The sequence below is a fragment of the Roseomonas indoligenes genome (assembly GCF_017813365.1).
Taxonomy (GTDB): Bacteria; Pseudomonadota; Alphaproteobacteria; order Acetobacterales; family Acetobacteraceae; genus Roseomonas; species Roseomonas indoligenes.
In genome coordinates, this window is the sequence record NZ_JAGIZA010000001.1 from 127,511 (window position 1) to 147,087 (window position 19,577).

General features: G+C 74.3%; 20 protein-coding genes. 14 read left to right on the forward strand and 6 right to left on the reverse strand.

The genetic code is table 11. The annotated features are described in order from the left end of the window. Positions 1-36: 36 nt before the first annotated feature. The 4 genes from J5Y10_RS00580 (at position 37) to J5Y10_RS00595 (ending at position 3,337) form a co-directional block, all read left to right on the forward strand. Entirely contained in the window at positions 37-795 is a 759-nt protein-coding gene (locus tag J5Y10_RS00580; protein ID WP_209369743.1) for an SDR family NAD(P)-dependent oxidoreductase, read from the forward strand. Between the two features lie 9 nt (positions 796-804). Continuing rightward, complete coding sequence (gene rnhB, locus J5Y10_RS00585; protein WP_209369744.1) at positions 805-1,455, forward strand: ribonuclease HII; 651 nt, start codon at positions 805-807, stop codon at positions 1,453-1,455. A gap of 104 nt (positions 1,456-1,559) precedes the next feature. Further along, complete coding sequence (locus J5Y10_RS00590; protein WP_209369745.1) at positions 1,560-2,654, forward strand: site-specific DNA-methyltransferase; 1,095 nt, start codon at positions 1,560-1,562, stop codon at positions 2,652-2,654. Positions 2,655-2,704: 50 nt separating this feature from the next. Beyond that, entirely contained in the window at positions 2,705-3,337 is a 633-nt protein-coding gene (locus tag J5Y10_RS00595; protein WP_209369746.1) for a hypothetical protein, read from the forward strand. On the opposite strand, the gene J5Y10_RS00600 is transcribed toward J5Y10_RS00595, so the two are convergent. Next, positions 3,334-4,269 (reverse strand): LysR family transcriptional regulator, encoded by a 936-nt coding sequence (locus J5Y10_RS00600; protein WP_209369747.1) that lies wholly within the window; start codon positions 4,267-4,269, stop codon positions 3,334-3,336. The two genes, J5Y10_RS00595 and J5Y10_RS00600, sit on opposite strands and share 4 nt — an antisense overlap. Positions 4,270-4,390: 121 nt before the next feature. Here J5Y10_RS00600 and J5Y10_RS00605 point away from each other — a divergent pair, with 121 nt between their 5' ends. Together J5Y10_RS00605 and J5Y10_RS00610 are read left to right on the forward strand one after the other, a co-directional pair. Continuing rightward, entirely contained in the window at positions 4,391-5,389 is a 999-nt protein-coding gene (locus tag J5Y10_RS00605) for a Bug family tripartite tricarboxylate transporter substrate binding protein (RefSeq protein WP_209369748.1), read from the forward strand. Between the two features lie 5 nt (positions 5,390-5,394). Continuing rightward, on the forward strand, positions 5,395-6,450 hold the full coding sequence (locus J5Y10_RS00610; protein ID WP_342452793.1) for an Ldh family oxidoreductase: 1,056 nt from the start codon (positions 5,395-5,397) through the stop codon (positions 6,448-6,450). A 79-nt stretch (positions 6,451-6,529) separates the two neighbouring features. Here the strand turns inward: J5Y10_RS00610 and J5Y10_RS00615 are convergent, their stop codons facing one another. Continuing rightward, complete coding sequence (locus J5Y10_RS00615) at positions 6,530-7,048, reverse strand: biotin transporter BioY (RefSeq protein ID WP_209369749.1); 519 nt, start codon at positions 7,046-7,048, stop codon at positions 6,530-6,532. Then, positions 7,045-8,163: an A/G-specific adenine glycosylase gene (locus tag J5Y10_RS00620; protein WP_245214162.1), complete on the reverse strand. Its 1,119-nt coding sequence runs from the start codon at positions 8,161-8,163 to the stop codon at positions 7,045-7,047. The genes J5Y10_RS00615 and J5Y10_RS00620 overlap by 4 nt, the downstream gene beginning before the upstream one ends. A gap of 115 nt (positions 8,164-8,278) precedes the next feature. Here J5Y10_RS00620 and J5Y10_RS00625 point away from each other — a divergent pair, with 115 nt between their 5' ends. The 4 genes from J5Y10_RS00625 (at position 8,279) to J5Y10_RS00640 (ending at position 14,245) form a co-directional block, all read left to right on the forward strand. Then, positions 8,279-8,758, forward strand: a complete 480-nt coding sequence (locus J5Y10_RS00625) for a DUF721 domain-containing protein (protein WP_342452794.1) — start codon at positions 8,279-8,281, stop codon at positions 8,756-8,758. Positions 8,759-8,796: 38 nt separating this feature from the next. Then, complete coding sequence (locus tag J5Y10_RS00630; protein WP_209369751.1) at positions 8,797-9,429, forward strand: DsbA family protein; 633 nt, start codon at positions 8,797-8,799, stop codon at positions 9,427-9,429. After that, positions 9,429-13,577: an AAA family ATPase gene (locus tag J5Y10_RS00635; protein ID WP_209369752.1), complete on the forward strand. Its 4,149-nt coding sequence runs from the start codon at positions 9,429-9,431 to the stop codon at positions 13,575-13,577. The genes J5Y10_RS00630 and J5Y10_RS00635 overlap by 1 nt, the downstream gene beginning before the upstream one ends. A gap of 68 nt (positions 13,578-13,645) precedes the next feature. Further along, complete coding sequence (locus J5Y10_RS00640; protein WP_209369753.1) at positions 13,646-14,245, forward strand: hypothetical protein; 600 nt, start codon at positions 13,646-13,648, stop codon at positions 14,243-14,245. Between the two features lie 4 nt (positions 14,246-14,249). Here J5Y10_RS00640 and J5Y10_RS00645 read toward each other — a convergent pair whose 3' ends face one another. From J5Y10_RS00645 to purM, 3 genes are read right to left on the reverse strand one after another with little or no spacing between them, the layout of a single operon-like run. Then, the gene (locus tag J5Y10_RS00645) at positions 14,250-14,408 is read right to left on the reverse strand and encodes an aa3-type cytochrome c oxidase subunit IV (RefSeq protein WP_209369754.1); all 159 of its coding nucleotides are present in this window, start codon (positions 14,406-14,408) and stop codon (positions 14,250-14,252) included. Between the two features lie 12 nt (positions 14,409-14,420). Then, positions 14,421-15,137 (reverse strand): phosphoribosylglycinamide formyltransferase, encoded by a 717-nt coding sequence (gene purN, locus J5Y10_RS00650; protein WP_209369755.1) that lies wholly within the window; start codon positions 15,135-15,137, stop codon positions 14,421-14,423. After that, positions 15,125-16,189 carry a phosphoribosylformylglycinamidine cyclo-ligase gene (purM, locus tag J5Y10_RS00655; RefSeq protein WP_209369756.1) on the reverse strand — a complete coding sequence of 355 codons (1,065 nt, stop codon included), beginning with the start codon at positions 16,187-16,189 and terminating at the stop codon, positions 15,125-15,127. The genes purN and purM overlap by 13 nt, the downstream gene beginning before the upstream one ends. Before the next feature lie 48 nt (positions 16,190-16,237). Here purM and J5Y10_RS27640 point away from each other — a divergent pair, with 48 nt between their 5' ends. From J5Y10_RS27640 to J5Y10_RS00670, 4 genes are read left to right on the forward strand one after another with little or no spacing between them, the layout of a single operon-like run. Beyond that, entirely contained in the window at positions 16,238-17,068 is an 831-nt protein-coding gene (locus J5Y10_RS27640) for a hypothetical protein (RefSeq protein WP_245214163.1), read from the forward strand. Continuing rightward, complete coding sequence (locus J5Y10_RS00660) at positions 17,052-17,678, forward strand: CDP-alcohol phosphatidyltransferase family protein (RefSeq protein WP_245214164.1); 627 nt, start codon at positions 17,052-17,054, stop codon at positions 17,676-17,678. Before J5Y10_RS27640 ends, J5Y10_RS00660 begins: the two co-directional genes overlap by 17 nt. Next, positions 17,675-18,844 (forward strand): AI-2E family transporter, encoded by a 1,170-nt coding sequence (locus tag J5Y10_RS00665; RefSeq protein WP_245214165.1) that lies wholly within the window; start codon positions 17,675-17,677, stop codon positions 18,842-18,844. The genes J5Y10_RS00660 and J5Y10_RS00665 overlap by 4 nt, the downstream gene beginning before the upstream one ends. Continuing rightward, positions 18,844-19,575, forward strand: coding sequence for a P-loop NTPase family protein (locus J5Y10_RS00670; protein WP_209369758.1), 732 nt, complete (start codon positions 18,844-18,846; stop codon positions 19,573-19,575). Before J5Y10_RS00665 ends, J5Y10_RS00670 begins: the two co-directional genes overlap by 1 nt. Positions 19,576-19,577: the final 2 nt, after the last annotated feature.

The window sequence follows — 19,577 nt, forward strand, 5'->3', positions numbered from 1 at the left end:
CGGCCGGGGCGACCCTTCCGGGGAGGAGGAAACACCATGCCCCGCTATGACCTGGAGGGCCGCGCGGCCCTGGTGACAGGCGCCGCCTCCGGCATCGGCCTCGCCACCGCGCGCGCCCTGGCAGAGAACGGGTGCGCCGTGGCCGTGAACTTCCTGCCCGGCGACCCGCGCGGGCCGGAGGCCGCGGCCGAGCTGCGCGCCACCGGCGCCCGCATCCTGGAGGCGCCCGGCGCCATCGGAGACGGCACCGAGGCCGCCATGGTGGAGGCGGCCGTCGCCGCGCTCGGCCGGCTGGACCTGCTGGTGAACAACGCCGGCACCCCCGGAACCGTCCGCACCATCCCCGGCCGGGAACTGGACGCGATCACGGACGAGCTGTGGGATTCGGTGCTGGACACCAATCTCAAGGGCCTGTTCCGCACCACTCGTGCGGCCGTGCCGGCCCTGCGGGAGGCGCGCGGCGCGGTGGTGAGCATCGCCTCCGTCGCGGGCATGACGGGGCGCGGCTCCTCCATGGCCTATGCCGCCAGCAAGGCCGGGGTGATCGCGCTCACCCGCCACCTCGCGCGCGGGCTGGGGCCGGAGATCCGGGTGAATGCCGTGGCGCCGGGCGCCGTGGACAGCACCTGGCAGATCGAGTGGACGGATGCCCAGCGGCGCCAGTCCATCGAGAACTGCCCGCTCGGCCGCCGCTGCGTGCCGGAAGACATCGCGGAGGTGGTGCTCTTCCTCGGCTGCGCCGGCGCCATGGTGAACGGCCAGACCCTTCTGGTGGACGGGGGGCTGACCCTCTAGATAGCGGAAATGGCCGCCAAGCCCCGCCCGACGACCCGGCCCGACTTCGCGCTGGAAGCCGCCCATGACGGTCCGGTGGCCGGGGTGGACGAGGCCGGGCGCGGCCCGCTGGCCGGCCCCGTGCTGGCCGCGGCCGTGATCTTCCCCGGCCATCCGCCGGCGGAGCTCGCCGCGCTGCTGGACGACAGCAAGCGCCTGGACGCCAACCGCCGCGAGATCGCCCATGACGCGCTGCTGGCGGCGCGGGCGGAGGGCACCGTGCTGATCGGCGTCGGCGCGGCCAGCGCGGCGGAGATCGGGGCGCTGAACATCCTGCGCGCGACGCATCTGGCCATGCTGCGCGCCGTTTCCCGCCTGCCGCTGCCGCCCGCGCTGGCGCTGGTGGACGGCAATGCGCCGCCGCGCCTGTCCTGCCCGGTGCGCTGCGTGGTGGGCGGGGATGGGCTGTCCCTGTCCATCGCCGCCGCCTCCATCATGGCGAAGGTGGTGCGGGATCGGGCCATGGCGCGGCTGGGCGCGCGCTGGCCCGATTACGGCTTCGCCCGCCATGCCGGCTACCCGACGCCGGCGCACCGCGCCGCGCTGGCACGCCTGGGCCCGACACCGCACCACCGACGCGGATTCAGCCCGGTGGATCAAGCCGTTCTGGCCTTGTCCTGAGTCGCGCCTTGACCGGGCGACTCGGCCATGGGCATGGTGGGAAGGGGGCTCGGCGCGGCGCGACGCGGGGACGCGACGCCGCCGCCGACAGGGATTCGGAGCTGATGGCGCGTTTGGGAACCGGGCTGGACCTGCCGTTGGACTCTGTCCTGCGCGGCGATTGCATCGAGAGCCTGAAGCGCCTGCCACCGGCCTCCGTCCACGCCATCTTCGCGGACCCACCCTACAATCTTCAGCTCAAGGGCGCGCTGCGCCGCCCGGATGACAGCCTCGTCGATGCCGTGGACGAGGAGTGGGACCGCTTCGACGACCTCGCGGCCTATGACGCCTTCACGCGGGAATGGCTGGCGGAGTGCCGCCGCATCCTGCGCAAGGACGGCACCATCTGGGTGATGGGCGCCTACCACAACGTCTTCCGCCTCGGCGTCGCGCTGCAGGACCTCGGCTTCTGGATCCTGAACGACGTGGTGTGGCGCAAGTCCAACCCCATGCCGAACTTCCGCGGCCGCCGCTTCACCAACGCGCACGAGACCCTGATCTGGGCCGCGCGGGGGGAGGAGAGCCGCTACCGCTTCAACTACGCCGCCATGAAGTCGATGAACGACGACAAGCAGATGCGGAGCGACTGGCTCATCCCGCTCTGCACCGGGGGTGAGCGGCTGCGCGGGGAGGACGGCCGGAAGCTGCACCCCACGCAGAAGCCGGAGGCGCTGCTGCACCGCGTGATCCTCTCCTGCACCGCACCCGGCGAGGTGATCCTCGATCCCTTCCTGGGGACCGGCACCACGGCGGCGGTGGCGAAGCGCCTGGGTCGCCGCTTCATCGGACTGGAGCGCGACGAGGGCTATGCCGACGCCGCCGAGGCGCGGATCGCGGCGGTGGAGCCGCTCTCCGAGAGCATCGCCCTGGCCCTGCCGGCGAAGCGCGACCAGCCCCGTATTCCCTTCGGCGCGCTGGTGGAGCGCGGCCTGGTTCCCCCCGGCACGAAGCTGTGGGACCGGCACCGCCGCTGGATGGCCGAGGTGGGCGCGGACGCCACGCTGCGCTGCGGCCGGGTGGCCGGCAGCATCCACCAGGTCGGCGCGGCCGTGCAGGAGGCACCCTCCTGCAACGGCTGGACCTTCTGGCACATCGAGCGCCGTGATGGCTCGTTGCGTGTGATTGACGAGCTGCGCCAGGAACTGGCACCGGGCTCCTGATCCGGCGCCCTGCCAGGGGCTGGCAGACACCTCCTTCGACGGATGGGCTGATGCGCTTCCTCCCGGTTGTCCTCGCCCTCCTGCTGCTGACGGGCTGCGCGGGAACGGGCGACAGCGCCCCGGCATCCCGCTCGACGCCGCAGGAGGAAGGCGGGGCGCTGCCGGTGGAATTCGATGGCTTCCGCCGGGTCGGCAACCCTCTCAACTTTGAGGGACAGCCCGGCGGCGCGGGCCTCGGTGCCGGCGTGCGCTACGCCCCCGCAAATGGCGAGCGCATCGCGCTCACGGTCTATATCTACGACCGCGGCCGGCCCCGCGCGCCGGAGGGCGGCGCGAGTCCGGACGTGCTGGACGAATTGCGGACGACCACGGCCGAACTGAACGCCGCCGTGCGGGCGGGGATCTACCGGTCGGTGAAGTTCAATACTGGGATGAATCTGGGGCAGGGGAATGTACCGACCGAGCTGCGCTGCCTGAATTTCAGCATGGTCCAGCGCGACGGCACTCCCACGGGCGACAGCGTCTGCGTCACCGTCGTGAACGGGCGCTTCATGAAGGTGCGGCTCACCGTCTCCACCCCGCCGGAGCCCGTCATGGCCGGGGTGCTGGCCATCGCCATCCTGCAGAGGTTCCGTGGCCTTGGGATGCAGAACGGAACCCCGGCCTCGGGCCTGCGCACCTAGGGTACCGGTTGAGCGGCGGGCTCCGGCTTCCCGGCGGCGCCGCCCTGGTCCGGCTCGGGCCACTCCCGCCGCAGCACAGCCAGCACGGCTTCCAGCGCCGGGTTGTCCGCGCCGGTCCAGGCCAGGATCAGCTCCGCCGAGAGCGGCGGCGTGCCGCGCAGCGGGCGCAGCACCACGTCCACCGGACGCAGCCGGTCCGCCGCCCGCGGCACCAGCGCAAGGCCGATCCCGGCACCCACCAGGGCCAGGATGGAATGGGTCTGGCTGACATGCTGCACCCGCCCGGGCGCCACGCCGGAGAGCCGCAGCACGGACAGCACGAGATCGTGCAGGTATCGCCCTTCCACCGGCGGGTAGGTGATCAGCGGCTGCCCATCCAGCACGGCCGGGTCCACCGCCTCCTCCGCCGCCATCGGGTGGTCGCGCGGCAGGGCGAGGAGCATCTCCTCCCGCTCCAGCCGCAGGAAGGGGACGCCGCCCGCCGGCGGCCGCAGCAGCCCGGCATCGATGCCGCCCGCGCGCAGGGCCGTCCACTGCTCCACCGTCACCATCTCCCGCAGGTTCAGCTCGATCCCCGGCGCGCTTCGGCGGATCAGCGCCACCAGCCGCGGCAGCACGGCGTAGCTGGAGGCGGCGGTGAAACCGAGGGTGAGGCTGCCCGTCTCCCCGCGCGCCACGCGCAGCGCCTCCCGCGCCGCGCCCTCCGCCATGCGCAGCATCCGCCGGGCCTGGTGCAGGAACACCTGCCCCGCCGGGGTCAGCCGCACCGCCCGGCTGGTCCGCAGGAACAGGGCGAAGCCGATCTCGTGCTCCAGAAGCTGGATCTGCCGGGAGAGGGGCGGCTGGGTCATGTGGAGGCGGGCCGCGGCGCGGCGGAAATGCAGCTCCTCGGCCACGGCAACGAAGCAGCGAAGCTGGCTCAGTTCGAACATTGATCCAGTTTGTGGATCGAACGATCCGCATTCAAGCTTGGACAAGCATCGCCCGGCCCCGCCAGTCTGCCGCCTGACAAGGGCGCCTCAGCCGCCTGCAACGGGAACAGGGACAACCAGGATGAACCGCCGCGACCTTCTCCGTGCCAGCCTGGCGGGCACGGCGCTTTCCGGCCTTGCCGCGCCCGCCCTGCGCGCCCAGGGGACGAACCAGGGAGCGAACCAGGGCTTCGACCACACGATCCGCATCATCGTGCCGAACGCGCCGGGCGGCACCAGCGACATCCTGGCCCGGCTGATCGCGCCGGATCTGACGCGGATCCTCGGCCAGACCGTGGTGATCGAGAACCGGGCCGGCGCCGCCGGCAACATCGGCGCGGACGCCGTGGCGAAGAGCACGCCGGACGGCCACACGCTGCTGCTGATGGATGTCTCCACCCTCGCCATCAACCCCACGCTCTTCCCGCGCATGCCCTTCGACGTGCAGAAGGACCTCGCGCCGGTTTCCATGCTGATCTACGCGCCCTACCTGCTGGCGACGAAGTCGGCGCTGCCGGTGCGCGACGCCGCGAGCTTCGCGGCCTATGCCAAGGCCAATCCGGGCCTGAACGTCGCCAATGCCGGCGTGGGTAGCCTGACGCACCTCACCTCCGCGGAGCTCGGCACCTTCCTGGGCGGGCACTTCACCCAGGTTCCCTATCGCGGCGGCGCCCCGGCCCTGGTGGCGGTGACGACGGGGGAGGCGGACCTGATCGTCAACGGCGCCACCGCCACCATCCCCTTCGTGAAGAACAACCAGATGCGCGGCATCGCCGTCTCCGGCGAGCACCGGCTGGAGGGGCTGCCGGAGGTGCCGACCTTCAAGGAGCTGGGCTGGCCCATGGCCGATTCCGGCACCTGGCAGGGCATCATGGTCCAGGGCAACACGCCGAAGCCGCTGGTGGAGCGCCTGCACGCCGCGCTGCGCGAGGTGGTGACCGTGCCGACCATCGCCGCCCGCTTCAAGGAACTCGGCGCCGAGCCGCGCACGGACGGGCCGGAGGCCTTCCGGGAGTGGCTGGGCCGCAGCACCACCACCTTCGGGCGCATCGTGCAGGCCAACAACATCAAGGCCGAGTGAGGGGGGTGACCGGGGATCTCCTCCGCCCGCCCGCGGAACTGACGCGCCACGCCGCCGCCCTCTTCACGGCGGCGGGGCTGGATCGGGAGAAGGCGGAGAGCACCGCCCGCCTTCTCGTGCTGACGGACATGATGGGCCGCCGCACCCACGGCCTTGCCCAGGTGCCGGCCTACCTGGATCAGGTCGAGCGCGGGCTGATGGAGCGAAGCGGCGAGCCGGAGGTGCTGCGCGACACCGGCGGCACGGTGGTCTGGGACGGCGGCTACCGCCCCGGCCTCTGGCTCATGGAGCGCGCGCTGAAGCTCGGCTTCGAGCGCCTGCCGCAGCACGGCACCTTCACCCTGGCGATGCGGAAGAGCCACCATATTGGCTGCCTCGCCGCCCTGGCGAAGCAGGCGACGGATCGCGGCTACCTGGCGATCATCGCTTCCTCCGGCCCGCATACGAAGATCGTCGCGCCCTTCGGCGGGAAGGAGGGGCTGTTCAGCCCCAACCCCTTCGCCATCGGCTTTCCCGCAACGGAATTCCCGGTCCTGGTGGACATCTCCTCCTCCATCACCTCCCTCTCCATGACGCGGGAGAAGGCGGCGGCCGGCGCGCAGTTCGACAATCCCTGGGTGCTCGACCACGAGGGGCGGCCGAGCCGCGATCCATCCGTGGTGGAGGGAGGTGAGGCGCGCGGCAGCCTCATGCTGCTGGGCGGGACGGATGCCGGCCACAAGGGCTTCGGCCTCGCGCTGCTGGTGGAGGCGCTGACGGGCGGGCTGGCGGGCTACGGCCGCAAGGACGCGCCGACGCGCTGGGGCGCCAGCGTCTTCCTCCAGTTGCTGGACCCGGCGGCCTTCGCGGGGCGGGATGCCTTCGTCGCCCAGATGGATTTCCTGGCAGACCGCATCCACGCGAATCCGGCGATCGACCCCGACGCGCCCGTGCGCCTGCCCGGCGAGAAGGCGGCGCGCCTGATCGCCGGGGCGGAAAGGGATGGCGTCCGCCTGCCCGCGGCGCTGGCCGAGGCCCTGCGCGGCCATGCGGCACGGCTGGGGGTGGAGGCGATAGTTTGAAACAGGGGGCCTGAAACGGGAACCGCCCGCCCCGGTATCCCGGGGCGGGCGGTCCGAAGCCAGCGGTGGCGCGGCGGGATCAGCCCCGGCGCAGCGCCCGCATCGTGGCGAAAGCCAGCGCCGTCTTCACGACCGTGCCCGGCACGAAGAGCAGGAAGCCGGCCATCCAGGCCTTCTCGAGCCCGACATGGGCAGCCAGCCACAGCACGCCCGGCACGAAGACCGCCAGGTGCGCCGCCGCGAGCACCGCCGCCTGCCGCAGCGCGCCGCGCCCAGCCTGCCCGGCGATGACGGCCGCGGGGATGAAGCCCAGCAGGAAGCCCGCGGTCGGGCCCATCAGCGCGGCCGGGCCGGCGCCGCCCGCGAAGACCGGCAGGCCCACCGCACCCTCGGCGAGGTAGAGCGCCACCGTCGCGGCCCCGAGGCGGGAACCGCCGAGCGCGCCGATCAGCAGCACGGCCAGGGTCTGCAGCGTGGCCGGCACCGGCCACATCGGCAGGGTGACCTGCGCGGAGGCCGCCAGCACGGCGCTGCCGAGCAGGGCCATGGACAGGAAGCGCAGCGCCGGCCGCGCGGCAAGGAATGGGATGGCGGTCATGGCGAAGTTCCCCTTCTCCGGGCGCCACGCGCCCGGGGGGCATCGCTTGCCACGGCCCCCTCACCCTCCGCAAGCGGGGGGACCGCCAGGGGCAGGAGCCGGCGGATCGCTGTAGGCAAGGCGGCCCGGGCAGCCTCCGGCGTCATCCACGCCATCCCTTCCGGGGCGGGCAGGGCGGCGGGGGGCGCCTCGGCCAGCCGCATGTCCAGGTCCATATGGGTAAAGCCGTGCCGCGCCAGGCCGGGGCGCAAGATCCAGTCCAGCCCGGGCAGGGGGGCGTGAGGCAGGGCTTCCTCCAGCGTCCAGGGCTCCTCCCGCCAAGGGGCGCCGGGGATTTCCAGCATGCCGCCCAGGAGGCCTTCCGGCGGGCGGTGTCGCAGCAACAGGCGGCCGGCCGGATCGCGGGCCAGGAAGTGTAGCCCGTGGCGCAGCTTGCGGGCCGCCTTCGGTGTCTTGGCCGGAAGGCTCTCCTGGATGCCCTGCTGGCGCGCCCGGCACTCCTCCCGCCAGGGGCACAGCGCGCAGGCCGGGCGGCGCGGCGTGCAGATCGTGGCGCCCAGGTCGAACAGCGCCTGCACGAAATCGCCGGGCCGCGCCCGTGGTGCCGCCTGCTCCATGAAGCGCGCGGCGACGGGGGCGATCAGGCGGCGGGCGCCGGGCAGGGGATCGGTGATCGCCATCAGCCGGGCCACCACCCGCTCCACGTTCCCGTCCACCGGCACGGTGGGGCGGTCGAAGGCGATGGCGGCCACGGCGGCGGCCGTGTAGGCGCCGATCCCCGGCAGCTCGCGCAGCCCGGCCTCCGTGTCGGGGAAGCCGCCCCGCGCCGCCACGGCCTTCGCCGCCGCGTGCAGGTTGCGGGCGCGGGCGTAGTAGCCCAGCCCCGCCCATTCCGCCGCCACATCCTCCCACGCCGCCGCCGCCAGGGCCGCCACGTCAGGGAAGCGCGCCAGGAAGCGGGCGTAGCGCGGCCCTACGGCCACCACGGTGGTCTGCTGAAGCATCACCTCCGAGAGCCAGATGCGGTATGGATCGCCTTCGCCGCGCCAGGGCAGGGTCCGGCGGTGGCGGTCATACCAGGCGAGCAGGGGCTCGGCGGGCGGGGGTGTGTTCATGGCGTCAGGCAAAACGCGGGCAGGGGAGGGCGGGTCGGGGCCGAAGTCCAGCCCCCCCGCGACACCGCGCCCAGGCCGGGCCGCTCCGGCCGGGGCGCAGCTGCCGGCCAAGCCCGTGGCGGTGCCCCCGGCCATGCCTCCCGCCATGGTCGATCCGCGCCGCCCCGATCTCGGCCTTCGGCCCCTGGGCGGCTTCATCCCCCGCCTGACCCGCCCGGCCTTCAAGCGCCGCAGCCCCGCCGGCGCCCTGCTGATGGCGGACTGGAACGGGATCGTCGGCCCGGCCATCGCGGCGGTGACCGTGCCGAAGCGCCTGACCGGCGGCACCCTGACCATCGGCTGCTCCGGCCCGGTGGCGATGGAGCTGCAACACCTCGCCCCGCAGCTCATCGGCCGGGTGAACGCCGCCCTGGGCTCGGTGACGGTCCAGACCCTGAAATTCGTGCAGCAGGCCCCCTCCGGCCCGCCCGTCTCGCGCCCACGCCCGGCCGTGCCGCTTCCCGATACGGTTCGTGGCAGGCTGGACACGGTCGGTAGCCCCGAACTGCGCGATGCCCTGGCAAGATTGGGCCGCGGGGTTTATCGAACCCGCTGACGCGACCCCCCGCCTGACGAATGGGAGCCTTGGACTTGATGAGCCCGACCCGCCGCAGCCTTCTCCTCGCCGCCCCGGCCATCGGGCTGCTTCCCTCCCTCGCCCATGCTCAAGGGACGGCACCCGGGACCGCACCGGCGAACGACCCGCGGCTCGGCGATCGCTCCGCCGGCCGCGCGGATGCGGGGGCGACGGTGGTCGAGTACTTCTCCCTCACCTGTTCCCACTGCGCGAACTTCCACAACACCGTCTGGCCGCAGGTGAAGTCGCGGCTGGTGGATACGGGCAAGGTGCGGATGGTGTGGCGGGACTTCCCGCTGGACCAGCTGGCGCTCGCCGCCGCCATGGTCGCCCGCGCCCTGCCGGCGGAGCGGTATGAGGGCTTCGTCGGTGCCCTCTTCTCCTCCCAGGACCGCTGGGCCTTCGCGCGCGGCGCGGACAATATCGGCGAGATCGCGAAGATCGCCGCCCTGGCCGGGATGAACCGCGCGGAGGTGGACAACGTCCTGAAGGACACGGCCCTGCAGCGCGGTGTTCTGGAGATGCGCCAGAAGGCGCAGCAGGAGTTCAACGTGAGCTCCACCCCCACCTTCATCTTCAACAACAAGCCCCAGCCCGGCGAAGTGACCTATGAGCGCTTCGCCCAGCTAGCCGGCGTCTCCGGCAGCTGATGGACACCAACCCCGCCGATCTGGCCGGGGCGGGCGCCCTGGAAAGCCAGGCGGGGGATGTGGACCCCGCCGCGGTGCAGGACGTGCCCGCGGCGGAGGGCACCGCGCCGGAGGCCGAGGACTCCGGGGATGACGGCCCTCGGGAGCCGCGCACGGCCGTTCTCTCCCGCCTGCGCATCGCCGGCTTCAAGTCCTTCGCCGAGGCGACCACGGTGGAGGTGCTGCCGGGGCTGACGGGCATCGTCGGGCCGAATGGCTGCGGCAAGTCCAACGTGGTGGAGGCCCTTCGCTGGGCCATGGGCGAATCCAACGCCCGCCACATGCGCGGCGGAGAGATGGACGACGTCATCTTCGCCGGCACCTCCAGCCGCGCGGGCCGCAACCAGGCCGAGGTGACGCTGAGCCTGGAGGAGGCCGCCGGACTCGCCCCGCCGCCGAACTCCGAGGTGGCGGAGCTGGAAATCACCCGCCGCATCGAGCGCGGGGCGGGCACGGGCTATCGCATCAACGGGCGCGAGACGCGCGGGCGCGACGTCGCCACCCTTTTCGCCGATATCGGATCGGGCGCGCGCGCATCCGGCATGGTCAGCCAGGGGCGCGTCTCCGCCCTGATCGGCGCCAAGCCGGAGGAACGGCGATCGGTGCTGGAGGAGGCCGCGGGCACCGCCGGCCTCCGCGCCCGGCGCCACGAGGCGGAGCTGAAGCTGCGCCAGGCCGAGACGAACCTCACCCGCGCCGACGACCTGCGGACCCAGCTGGAGGGCCAGCGGGAGAGCCTGAAGAAGCAGGCCCGGCAGGCCGCCCGCTACCGCAACCTCTCCGGCCTGACCCGCGCCGCGGAGGCGGAGTGGATGGCCCTTCTGGCCGCCCGCGCCGAGGGGCAGCTCCTCTCCGCCCGGCAGGCGCTGGACGCCGCCCGCGCCACGACGAAGGCGACCGAGGCCGCCGCCGAGGCCGCCACCCGCCGCGCCCATGCCGCCGACATGGCCCTGCCCGGCCCCCGCGCCGCCGAGGCCGCCGCCCGCACCGCGCTGGAGCGCCGCCGGGTGGAGGGCGAGGGGCTGGCCGCCGCCGAGGCCCGTGCCCGCGCCACGCTGGATGCCGCCATCGGCCGCCTCGCTCAGATCCAGGCGGACCACGCGCATGCGGCCACGGTGGTGCACGACGCCGAGACGGCCGAGTCCCGCCTGAACGCCGAGGCCGGGGAGCTGGCCGGCGCCCTGGCCGCCCTGCCCGCGCGGATCGAGGCCGCCGCCGAGCGGCTGGCCGCCGCCGAGGATGCCGCCCGCGAGCGCGAGGCCGAGGCCGAGCGCGCCGCCGAGGCCGCCTCGGAGGCCGCGCTGGCCTTCGAGCGTTTCCAGGATGCCCGCCGCGCCGCCGAGGCGAACCTGCGCCGCGTGGCCGCCGAGGCCGCGCGATTGGAGGAGGAGCGCGCCAAGGCCCAGGCCGCCAATGTCTCGCCCGAGGCCCTCTCCAGCGCCGCCGCCGAGGCGTCCAATGCCGAGGCGGCCCTGGCCGAGGCCCGCGCGGGCTTCGAGAATGCCGAGGCCGCCCGCGCCGCCGCCGCCGCCCGGGAGGCCGAGGCGAAGCGCGCCGCCGCCGAGGCCGAGGCCGAGGAGGCCCGCGCCCGGGATGCCGCCCGGGTTGCCGGTGAACGGGCCCGCCGTGCCGCCGAAGGGCATGATCGCCTGAAGCGGGAGCACGAGGGGGCCAGGGCCGCCTGCATCCCCGCCGACCGGCTGAAGGCCGCCCGCGCCGAGGAGGCGGAGGCCGCCCGCGCAGCCGAGGCCGCGGCCGAGGCGCTGGCGAAGGCCGAATCGGACCGCGCCGCCGCATCCGCCGCACTGGGCCGCGCGCGCACCGCCGAATCGGAAGCCGGCGCCACCCGCGCCCGCGCTGCCGCCGAGGCCCAGGGCCTCGCCGCCCTGCTGCGGGCCGGGGAGCGCGGGAGCGCCGCGCCGGTCCTCGACTCCGTCGCCGTGCCGCCGGGGCTGGAAGCGGCTCTCGGCGCCGCGCTGGGGGAGGGGTTGGACCTTCCGGCCGACCCGAAGGCGCCTCGCCACTGGCGCGCCCTGCCGCCGCTGGATCCCGCGCCCCGCCTGCCGGAAGGTGCGACGCCGCTCTCCGACCTCGTGCAGGCTCCGCCGGAGCTGGCCCGCGCCTTGTCGCAGATCGGGCTGGTGGAGGACCAGGCGCGCGGCCTTGCCATGCAGCCCGCCCTGGCCCCCGGCCAGGCCCTGGTCGCGCGCGACGGCGGCTTCTGGCGCTGGGACGGGCAGGGGGCCAATCCCGGCGCGCCGAGCCCCGGCGCCGAGCGCCTGCGCCAGCGCAACCGCTTGCGCGCGCAGGAGAAGGCGCGCGACGAGGCGGAGGCCGCCCTCGCCAAGGCGCGCGCGGAGGCCGAGGCCGCCCGCGCCGCCGAATCCGCCGCCAGCGCCGCCGACAATGCCACCCGCAACGCGCGGCGCGAGGCCGAATCGCGCCTTTCCCGCGCCCGGCAGGAGGCCTCCCGCCTCTCCGCCAGCGCCGCGATGGCCGAGAGCCGCCTATCCGCGCTGACCCCGGCCCTGGAACGGGCCGAGGTCGAGCGGGCCGAGGCGGAGAAGCTCCTCGAGACCGCCCGTGCCGCCCAGCAGGCCGCGCCGGACGCCGCCGCCGCCCGTGCCGCGCGGGATGCCGCCGTCGCCGCGCTGCGTCAGGCCACGGGCGCCGAGGAAGCGGCCCGCAACGCCCGCCGTGCCGCCGAAGGCCGGCTGGATACGGCCCGCAGCGCGGGATCCGCCCTGGCGGCCCGTGCCGCGGCGGCCGAGGGCCGCCTGGCCGCGCTGGAGCCGCAGATCGCCCGCCTGGCCGAGGGAAAGGCCGAGGCCGAGGCGGCGCGGGAGGCGGTGGAGCGGGAGGGCGCCGGCAATCCCGACCCCGAACTCGCCCGCAACGCCGCCCTGGCCGCCCGCAACGCCCTGGCCGAGGCGCGCCGTGACGAGGCCGAGGCGCGCGCCGCCCGGCACGCGCTGGAGGTGGAAGCGGAGCGACTGGCCACCCGCCGCGCCGCGCTGGAGGAGGAGGTCGCCTCCTGGGCCGCCCGCCGCGCCGATTCGGCCGCGCGCCTGATCGAGCTGACGGCCCGCCAGGAAGCCGCCGCCATCGAGGCTGCCGCCGCCGCCGAGGCGCCGGAGGAGGCAGCCGCCCTTCTCGCCAATGCCTCCCGCATGCTGGCCGAGGTGGAGGCCGCCCATGCGGAAGCGGCCGCCGCCCTGCACGCCGCCGAGACGGAGGCGCGCGAATCGGCCGAGGCCCGCCGCCTGGCCGATGCCGCCTTCGCCGCCGCCCGCGAGGCCCAGGCCCGCGCCGACGGCGCCGCTGCCCGGGCCGAGGACGAGGGCAGGGCGGTGGCCACCCGCATCTTGGAAAAACTCGGCCCCGAGGCGGAGCTGCCCGAGCCGCCGGAGGACCTTTCCGACGCCGCCGAGGAACGTTCCCGTCGCAAGGCGGAGCGGCTGGCGCGGGAGCGCGAGGAGATGGGCCCCGTCAATCTCCGCGCCGAGGTGGAGATGGCGGAGGTGGAGGAGCGGCTGATCAACCTGGAGAAGGACCGGGAGGAGATCGGCCATGCCATCGCGAAGCTGCGCGGCTCCATCGGCCATCTGAACCGGGAGGGGCGAGACCGCCTGCGCGCCGTGTTCGAGCGGGTGGACGCGGAGTTCCGCGCGCTGTTCTCCCGCCTGTTCGGCGGCGGGCGGGCGCATCTGGCGCTGGTGGGGTCGGACGACATCCTCGAGGCCGGGCTGGAGATCTACGCCGAGCCGCCGGGGAAGAAGCTCTCCTCCCTCTCGCTGCTTTCAGGCGGGGAGCAGGCGCTGACGGCGCTGTCCCTCATCTTTGCCGTGTTCAAGTGCCAGCCCGCCCCGGTCTGCGTGCTGGACGAGGTGGACGCGCCGCTGGACGACGCCAATGTGGAGCGCCTCTGCACCCTGCTGGAGGCGATGACGGAGGGCGGAACGCGCTTCCTCGTCGTGACCCACCATCCGCTGACCATGGCGCGGATGCACCGCCTCTACGGCGTGACGATGCAGGAACGGGGGGTGTCCCGCCTCCTCTCCGTCGATCTCGGGCGGGCGGTGGAACTGGCGGAATCGGGCATGGCCTGAGCGGCGCGGCCTTGCGCCGCCCGCCCGCCGCTCCCTTCTCTGCGCCCCGATCCGAATTGGAGGGGCCGATGCGCTCCCTGTTGCCCGCCCTCGCCCTGTCGCTGGCCGCCACCGCCGGCGCGATGGCCCAGAGCCGCCCCGCCACCTTCCCCACGCGGGACGTGGCCGTGACCTACAACGTGCTCGGGGCCCGTTCCCCCCAGGCGCCGCGGGACTTCGCGGTCGCGGTGCTGGCCTCCGAGGGGCTGCTGCGGGTGGAGACCTCCGCCCTTCCCGGCTGGGGGCTGGCGGACCGGCGAACCGGGCGCATGGAGGTGGTGATGGATTCCATGCGGATGGTCACGCCGAGCCCGCTGAAGCCGGAGGATTCCACGCGCTACCTCCGCATGGCCGAGACCGCCCGGCTGACCCGCGCCGGCACGGCCAGCCAGGCCGGGCAGAGCTGCACGAACTACCGCTGGGAGGAGGGGGGGCAGCGCGGCACCGCCTGCATCACGGCCGACGGCGTGCTGCTGCGCGGCGTGAACGAGCGCGGCGAGGGGGTGGAGGCGACGAGCGTGGCCTATGGCCGCCAGGACCCCGCGCGCTTCCGGGTTCCGGAGGGCTACCGGCGCGTCGATCTCGGCGACATGGCCCGCAGCCTGGGCCTGAGCCTGCCGCGGCGCTGAAGGATCAGCCGGTGATCAGCTTCAGGAAGACCAGCACCGCGATGATGGCGACAATCCCCCATGCGGTGGCGCGGGTGAACATGGCCCATCCCGCCTGACGCTCCGGCAGGATGTCCTTCGCGTCCACCGGGACGTAATCGACGTGCTGCTGGGCCTCGGCCATGGATCCGCCTCCTTATGGGCCAGCCCCGGTCCGGGGCGGCGATGAGACCATTTCTGTAGGGGTGGCGAAATGGCCGGACAAGGGGTTCGCGAAGGCACCCCCTGCCATCGGCACTGCCAATACCACCCGACCCTCCTCCAGCCGTGCGGCGCCTGAGGCGGCCCAGGCCAGGGCGGCGGGGTAGATCCGGTGCTCCTGCTCCAGCACGCGCGCGGCCAGGGTGGATTCGTCCTCCCCCGGCAGCACGGGCACGGCGGCCTGGGCGATGATCGGTCCCTCATCCACGCCGGGGGTCACGAAATGCACGGTGCAGCCGTGCAGCCGCACTCCGGCGGCGATGGCGCGGGCATGGGTGTCCAGGCCTGGGAAGGCGGGCAGGAGGCTGGGGTGGATGTTCAGCATCCGCCCGGACCAGGCGGAGACGAAGCCTTCCGTCAGCACGCGCATGAAGCCCGCCAGCGCGATCAGCCCGATCCCCGCCTCCTCCAGCACCGCCTGCATCGCCGCCTCGAAGCCGGCGCGGTCGCGGCCGTACGGGCGGCTCTCCACCACGGCGGTGGCGATGCCCGCCGCCCGCGCGCGCTCCAGCCCGGCCGCATCGGCGCGGTTGGAGAGCACGAGCGCCAGCTCGGCCGGGTAGTCCGGGTGGCGCGCCGCCTCGATCAGCGCGCCGAGGTTGCTGCCGCGGCCGGAGATGAGGACCGCGGCGCGGGTCTTCAGTTCGGCCATGCGGCGGAGAGGCCTTCCATGCGCACTTCCGGCTCCGGCCCTTCGCCCACCTCGATCACGCCGATGCGGTGCGCGGTGTCGCCGTGCTCCTTCAGCAGGGCGACCGCGGCCTCCACGTTCTCGGGCTCCACCACCACGCACATGCCGATGCCGCAGTTGAACACGCGCAGCATCTCCTCCGGCTCCACCCCGCCCGTGCGGGCCAGCCAGGCGAAGACCGGCGGCACGGGCCAGGACCCGGCCTGGATCACGGCCATCGTCCCCTCCGGCAGCACGCGCGGCAGGTTGCCCGGCAGCCCGCCGCCGGTGATGTGGGCGGCGGCCTTCACCAGCCCCGCGCGGTGCAGCGCCAGCACCGGCTTCACGTAGATGCGGGTGGGCTCCAGCAGCGCCTCCCCGAGGGTGCGTCCGGCGGCGAAGGGGGCAGGGTCGGTCAGGCCGGCATTCCCGGTCTCGATGATCCGGCGCACCAGGGAGTAGCCGTTGGAGTGGACGCCGGAGGCGCCCAGCCCCAGCACCACGTCGCCCGGCCCGACATCGCCGGTGGGCAGCAGCGCCCCTCGCTCCGCCGCGCCCACGGAGAAGCCGGCCAGGTCGTAGTCGCCCTTGTGGTACATGCCCGGCATCTCCGCCGTCTCGCCGCCCACCAGGGCGCAGCCGGCCTGGCGGCAGCCCTCGGCGATTCCCGACACCACATCGGCCGCCTGGGCCACGTCCAGCGCGCCGGTGGCGAAGTAGTCGAGGAAGAAGAGCGGCTCCGCGCCCTGCACCACCAGGTCGTTCACGCACATGGCAACGAGGTCGATGCCCACCGTCGAATGGTGCCTCGCGTCGATCGCCAGCCGCAGCTTCGTGCCCACGCCATCGGTGGAGGAGACGAGGACGGGGTCCTGGAATCCCGCGGCGCGCAGGTCGAACAGCGCGCCGAAGCCGCCGAGTCCGCCCATCGTGCCGCTGCGGTCCGTGGAGCGCGCCAGCGGCTTGATCCGGTCCACCAGCGCGTCGCCGGCCTCAATGTCCACGCCGGCGTCGCGGTAGGTCAGTCTGGTCATGGCGGTCCTTGATCGGCTATCCCAGGGGAGTTCTCTGGGGAGCGGCTTATGCAGGATACGGACGGTCGCGGAACCCATCATGTTCGCGCGGCCGGCGCAATCCGGCTCCCGCGCGGGGCGGGGCTGCGCGCGATTCGCGGCGCGGCCCTCCTGCTGGCCCTGGCCGGTGCCGGGACGGCCGCCTCGATCGCCCTCCCCACGGCGGCGATGGCGCAGGACGATCCGGCCGTGCAGCGGGGCGTGCCGGCGGAGGCGACGGCGGCCAATGCCGTGCTGGCGAAGGAGCGGGCGATCGCCAATGCCCAGCGCATCGCCTACCAGCGCTACGCCGCCGCGGTGGGGCGCGACCCCAATGCCTCGGCGGGCACGATCGAATCGCTGGTGACGAGCATGGTGGTGGAGCAGGAGCGCTCCACCTTAAACGGCTATTCCGGCCGCTACACCATCCGCTTCCGCGGCGCCGGCTCCTCGTCCTCCGGCGCCAGCACCGCCGCGGCCGGCTCCTCCTCGGGCGGTTCCGGCGCCCCCGCGGCGCCGCGCCCGTCCGGGGACAGCGCGGCCTATGTCCCGCCGCCGGGTCCGCCCCTGAACCCGATGACGGCCCTGCTGGATGCCCGGACGAATTTCCGGTCCCTCGACGAATGGCTGGCGCTGCGGCGCCGCCTGCTCGCCCAGCCCTCCGTCGGCAGCGTGGAGATCCTGGCCATCTCCACGGAGGGCGCGAAGCTGCGGATCGGGCTTCGTAGCCCTCCGGCCACGGCGGCGCAGGAACTGGCGGCGGGCGGGATCGCCCTGGCGCCCGCCCAGCCGACCGTGCCGGGGATGCCTGGCCCGGCCCCCGGTTCCGAGTGGCGGGTCGGCCTTGCCGGAGGGGCCTGATCCCGCCCCTTCCACCCGCGCGGGGACGGTCCGCCCCGAGCCGGATTCCCAACCGGCCCCGGCGGGGGAGAGCGCGCTGTTCACCCTGCCCAACATCATCACCCTCGCGCGGCTCTTCGCCGTGCCGGCGGTGGTGTGGCTGGTGATCCAGCACCGGCTGGACATCGCCTTCCTCGTCTTCGTGGGCGCCGGGATCTCGGATGCGCTGGACGGGTGGCTGGCGCGGATCCGCAACGCCCGCTCCTTCATCGGCGCCGTGCTGGACCCGGTGGCGGACAAGGCGCTGCTCGTCTCCGTCTACGTCACCCTCGCCATCGTCGGGGTCTTGCCGGACTGGCTGGCCATCCTGGTGGTGTTCCGGGACGTCCTGATCGTGGGCGGGCTCCTCCTGCTCGCGCTCATGGGGTTGCGCCCGGCCATCAAGCCGTTGCTGGTCTCCAAGCTGAACACGGCGCTGCAGATCGCCCTGGCCGGCGCCGCCCTGTTCCTGGCGGGGTTCGGGCTGGATGGCGGCCCGCTCCTCCCGTCCCTGATCGGCTGCGTCACCGGCACCACCATCGCCTCCGGCGCCGCCTATGTGCGGGGCGCCGCGCGGTCCCTCCCGGCATGAGCGCGCCCCTGCCGCCCGCGCAGGTTCCGGCCCAGGCCGCGCCTCGGCCGGCCCCGGCCCCGGCCCTGCCGCGATCGCCGGGGCCGCGCAGCGCCACGCGGGCGCAGCGGCTGGGGCTGATCTTCGGGGTGCTGGCGGCGCTGATCTTCGCGCTGTGGTTCTTCTCGGGGATTCTCACCCCCTTCGTGCTGGCGGTCTGCGTGGCCTATTTCCTCGATCCCGTGGCCGCGCGCCTGGCGCGCATCGGCGTGCCGCGCTGGCTCGGCGCGGGGCTGCTGGTGGCGGGGCTGATGGCCTTCTCCCTCATCGCCCTGCTGCTGCTCTACCCGCTGCTGATCTCCCAGATCGGCGTGCTGCTGGCGCGGCTGCCGACCTATGTCGCGACCATCGGCGCCCGGGTGCAGGAACTGCTGGCGACGCTGGAGAAGGCGATGGAGCCGATGGTGCTAGACCCCCGGCTGACGGACCTCGCCGTCTCCCAGGTCGGGTCGATCCTCGTCTGGCTCGGCACCTCCGCGACCCGGCTGATCGGCGGCGGCTACGCGCTGTTCAACGTCTTCACCTTCGCCGTCGTCACCCCCGTGGTGGCCTTCTACCTGCTGCGCGACTGGCCGCGGCTGATGGGGCGGCTGGAGACCTGGCTGCCCCGCCGCAACGCCGCCGTGCTGCGCCAGCTGGCGCATGACACGGACCGCGTCCTCTCGGCCTGGCTGCGGGGGCAGCTCATCTGCTGCGGGCTGCTGGCGGTGTACTACGCCCTGGTGCTCTCGGCGGTGGGGCTGGAACTCGGGCTGCTGGTGGGGCTGCTGGCGGGGATCTTCACCTTCATCCCCTATGTCGGCTCCCTGACCGGCATGGCCACCGCCATCCTGCTCGCCATCGGCCAGTTCGGGTCACTGCGCGGGGTGGCGATGGTGGCGGGGGTCTTCCTCATCGGCCAGATTGTGGAGGGCTACATCATCTATCCCCGCCTGCTGGGGGACCGGGTGGAGCTGCACGCCGTCTGGGTGATCTTCGCCCTGTTTGCCGGCGGCGTGGCCTTCGGCTTCCTCGGCGTGCTGCTGGCCGTGCCGATCGCGGCCGCCATCGGCGTGCTGGCCCGCTACTGGCTGCGCCGCTACCTGGAGAGCCCGCTCTACCTCGACCCGCCGCGGACGGGGGCGTGATGGGGCGCCAGCTTCCCTTGCCCCTCCTCCCGCGGGAGGCGGTGGAGATCGAGCCGATCCCCGATTCGTCCAACGCGGTGGCCCGCACCTGGCTGGGGGACCCGACGAGCTGGCCCGCAGGCCGGCTGGCGCTGCACGGGCCGGAGGGCAGCGGGAAATCCGCCTTCCTCGCCCAGGCCGCGCGCCGGCTGGGGCTGCGCCGCCTCTCCGGCCCCGCCCTGCGCGGCGTACCGGACGGCGCGCCCACCGCGCTGGACGACGCCGACTGCGCGGCGGAGGAGCCGGCGCTGTTCCATCTCATCAACGCCTGCGCCGCGGGCGGCCACCTGCTGCTGATGGCCGGGCGGGAGGCGCCTTCCCGCTGGGAGGCGCGGCTGCCGGACCTGGCCAGCCGGCTGCGCGCCACCGCCGCCGCACCGCTGGCCCAGCCCACGGATGCCCTGCTGCGCGCCCTGCTGGCCCGGCACTTCGCCCGCCGCCAGCTGCGGGTGGAGCCGGCGGTGCAGGACTGGCTGCTGGCCCGTCTGCCGCGGGAGGCGGCCGTGCTGGCCGAGGCGGCGGCGCGGCTGGACCGGGCGGCCCTGGCCGATGGTGGCGGCGTCACCCGAACCCTGGCCCGCGCCTGCCTCGCCGGGCTGATCGACGGCAGCGGGGAGGGCGCGCCGGAGGAAGATGACGATTACGTGGCAGGCCCTGCGCCGGCCTCTGTTTCCATGGGCACCCTGCTGTAAAG

Excerpts from the sequence above, each read along its gene's own strand:
- J5Y10_RS00580 (WP_209369743.1), top strand. The coding sequence starts at position 37 with ATGCCCCGCTATGACCTGGAGGGCCGCGCGGCCCTGGTGACAGGCGCC.
- rnhB (WP_209369744.1), top strand. The coding sequence starts at position 805 with ATGGCCGCCAAGCCCCGCCCGACGACCCGGCCCGACTTCGCGCTGGAA.
- J5Y10_RS00620 (WP_245214162.1), bottom strand. The coding sequence starts at position 8,163 with ATGAACACACCCCCGCCCGCCGAGCCCCTGCTCGCCTGGTATGACCGC.
- J5Y10_RS00665 (WP_245214165.1), top strand. The coding sequence starts at position 17,675 with ATGAGCGCGCCCCTGCCGCCCGCGCAGGTTCCGGCCCAGGCCGCGCCT.
- J5Y10_RS00595 (WP_209369746.1), top strand. The coding sequence starts at position 2,705 with ATGCGCTTCCTCCCGGTTGTCCTCGCCCTCCTGCTGCTGACGGGCTGC.
- J5Y10_RS00590 (WP_209369745.1), top strand. The coding sequence starts at position 1,560 with ATGGCGCGTTTGGGAACCGGGCTGGACCTGCCGTTGGACTCTGTCCTG.
- J5Y10_RS00605 (WP_209369748.1), top strand. The coding sequence starts at position 4,391 with ATGAACCGCCGCGACCTTCTCCGTGCCAGCCTGGCGGGCACGGCGCTT.
- J5Y10_RS00670 (WP_209369758.1), top strand. The coding sequence starts at position 18,844 with ATGGGGCGCCAGCTTCCCTTGCCCCTCCTCCCGCGGGAGGCGGTGGAG.
- J5Y10_RS00635 (WP_209369752.1), top strand. The coding sequence starts at position 9,429 with ATGGACACCAACCCCGCCGATCTGGCCGGGGCGGGCGCCCTGGAAAGC.
- J5Y10_RS00615 (WP_209369749.1), bottom strand. The coding sequence starts at position 7,048 with ATGACCGCCATCCCATTCCTTGCCGCGCGGCCGGCGCTGCGCTTCCTG.
- J5Y10_RS00645 (WP_209369754.1), bottom strand. The coding sequence starts at position 14,408 with ATGGCCGAGGCCCAGCAGCACGTCGATTACGTCCCGGTGGACGCGAAG.
- purM (WP_209369756.1), bottom strand. The coding sequence starts at position 16,189 with ATGACCAGACTGACCTACCGCGACGCCGGCGTGGACATTGAGGCCGGC.
- J5Y10_RS00630 (WP_209369751.1), top strand. The coding sequence starts at position 8,797 with ATGAGCCCGACCCGCCGCAGCCTTCTCCTCGCCGCCCCGGCCATCGGG.
- purN (WP_209369755.1), bottom strand. The coding sequence starts at position 15,137 with ATGGCCGAACTGAAGACCCGCGCCGCGGTCCTCATCTCCGGCCGCGGC.
- J5Y10_RS00640 (WP_209369753.1), top strand. The coding sequence starts at position 13,646 with ATGCGCTCCCTGTTGCCCGCCCTCGCCCTGTCGCTGGCCGCCACCGCC.
- J5Y10_RS27640 (WP_245214163.1), top strand. The coding sequence starts at position 16,238 with ATGCAGGATACGGACGGTCGCGGAACCCATCATGTTCGCGCGGCCGGC.
- J5Y10_RS00600 (WP_209369747.1), bottom strand. The coding sequence starts at position 4,269 with ATGTTCGAACTGAGCCAGCTTCGCTGCTTCGTTGCCGTGGCCGAGGAG.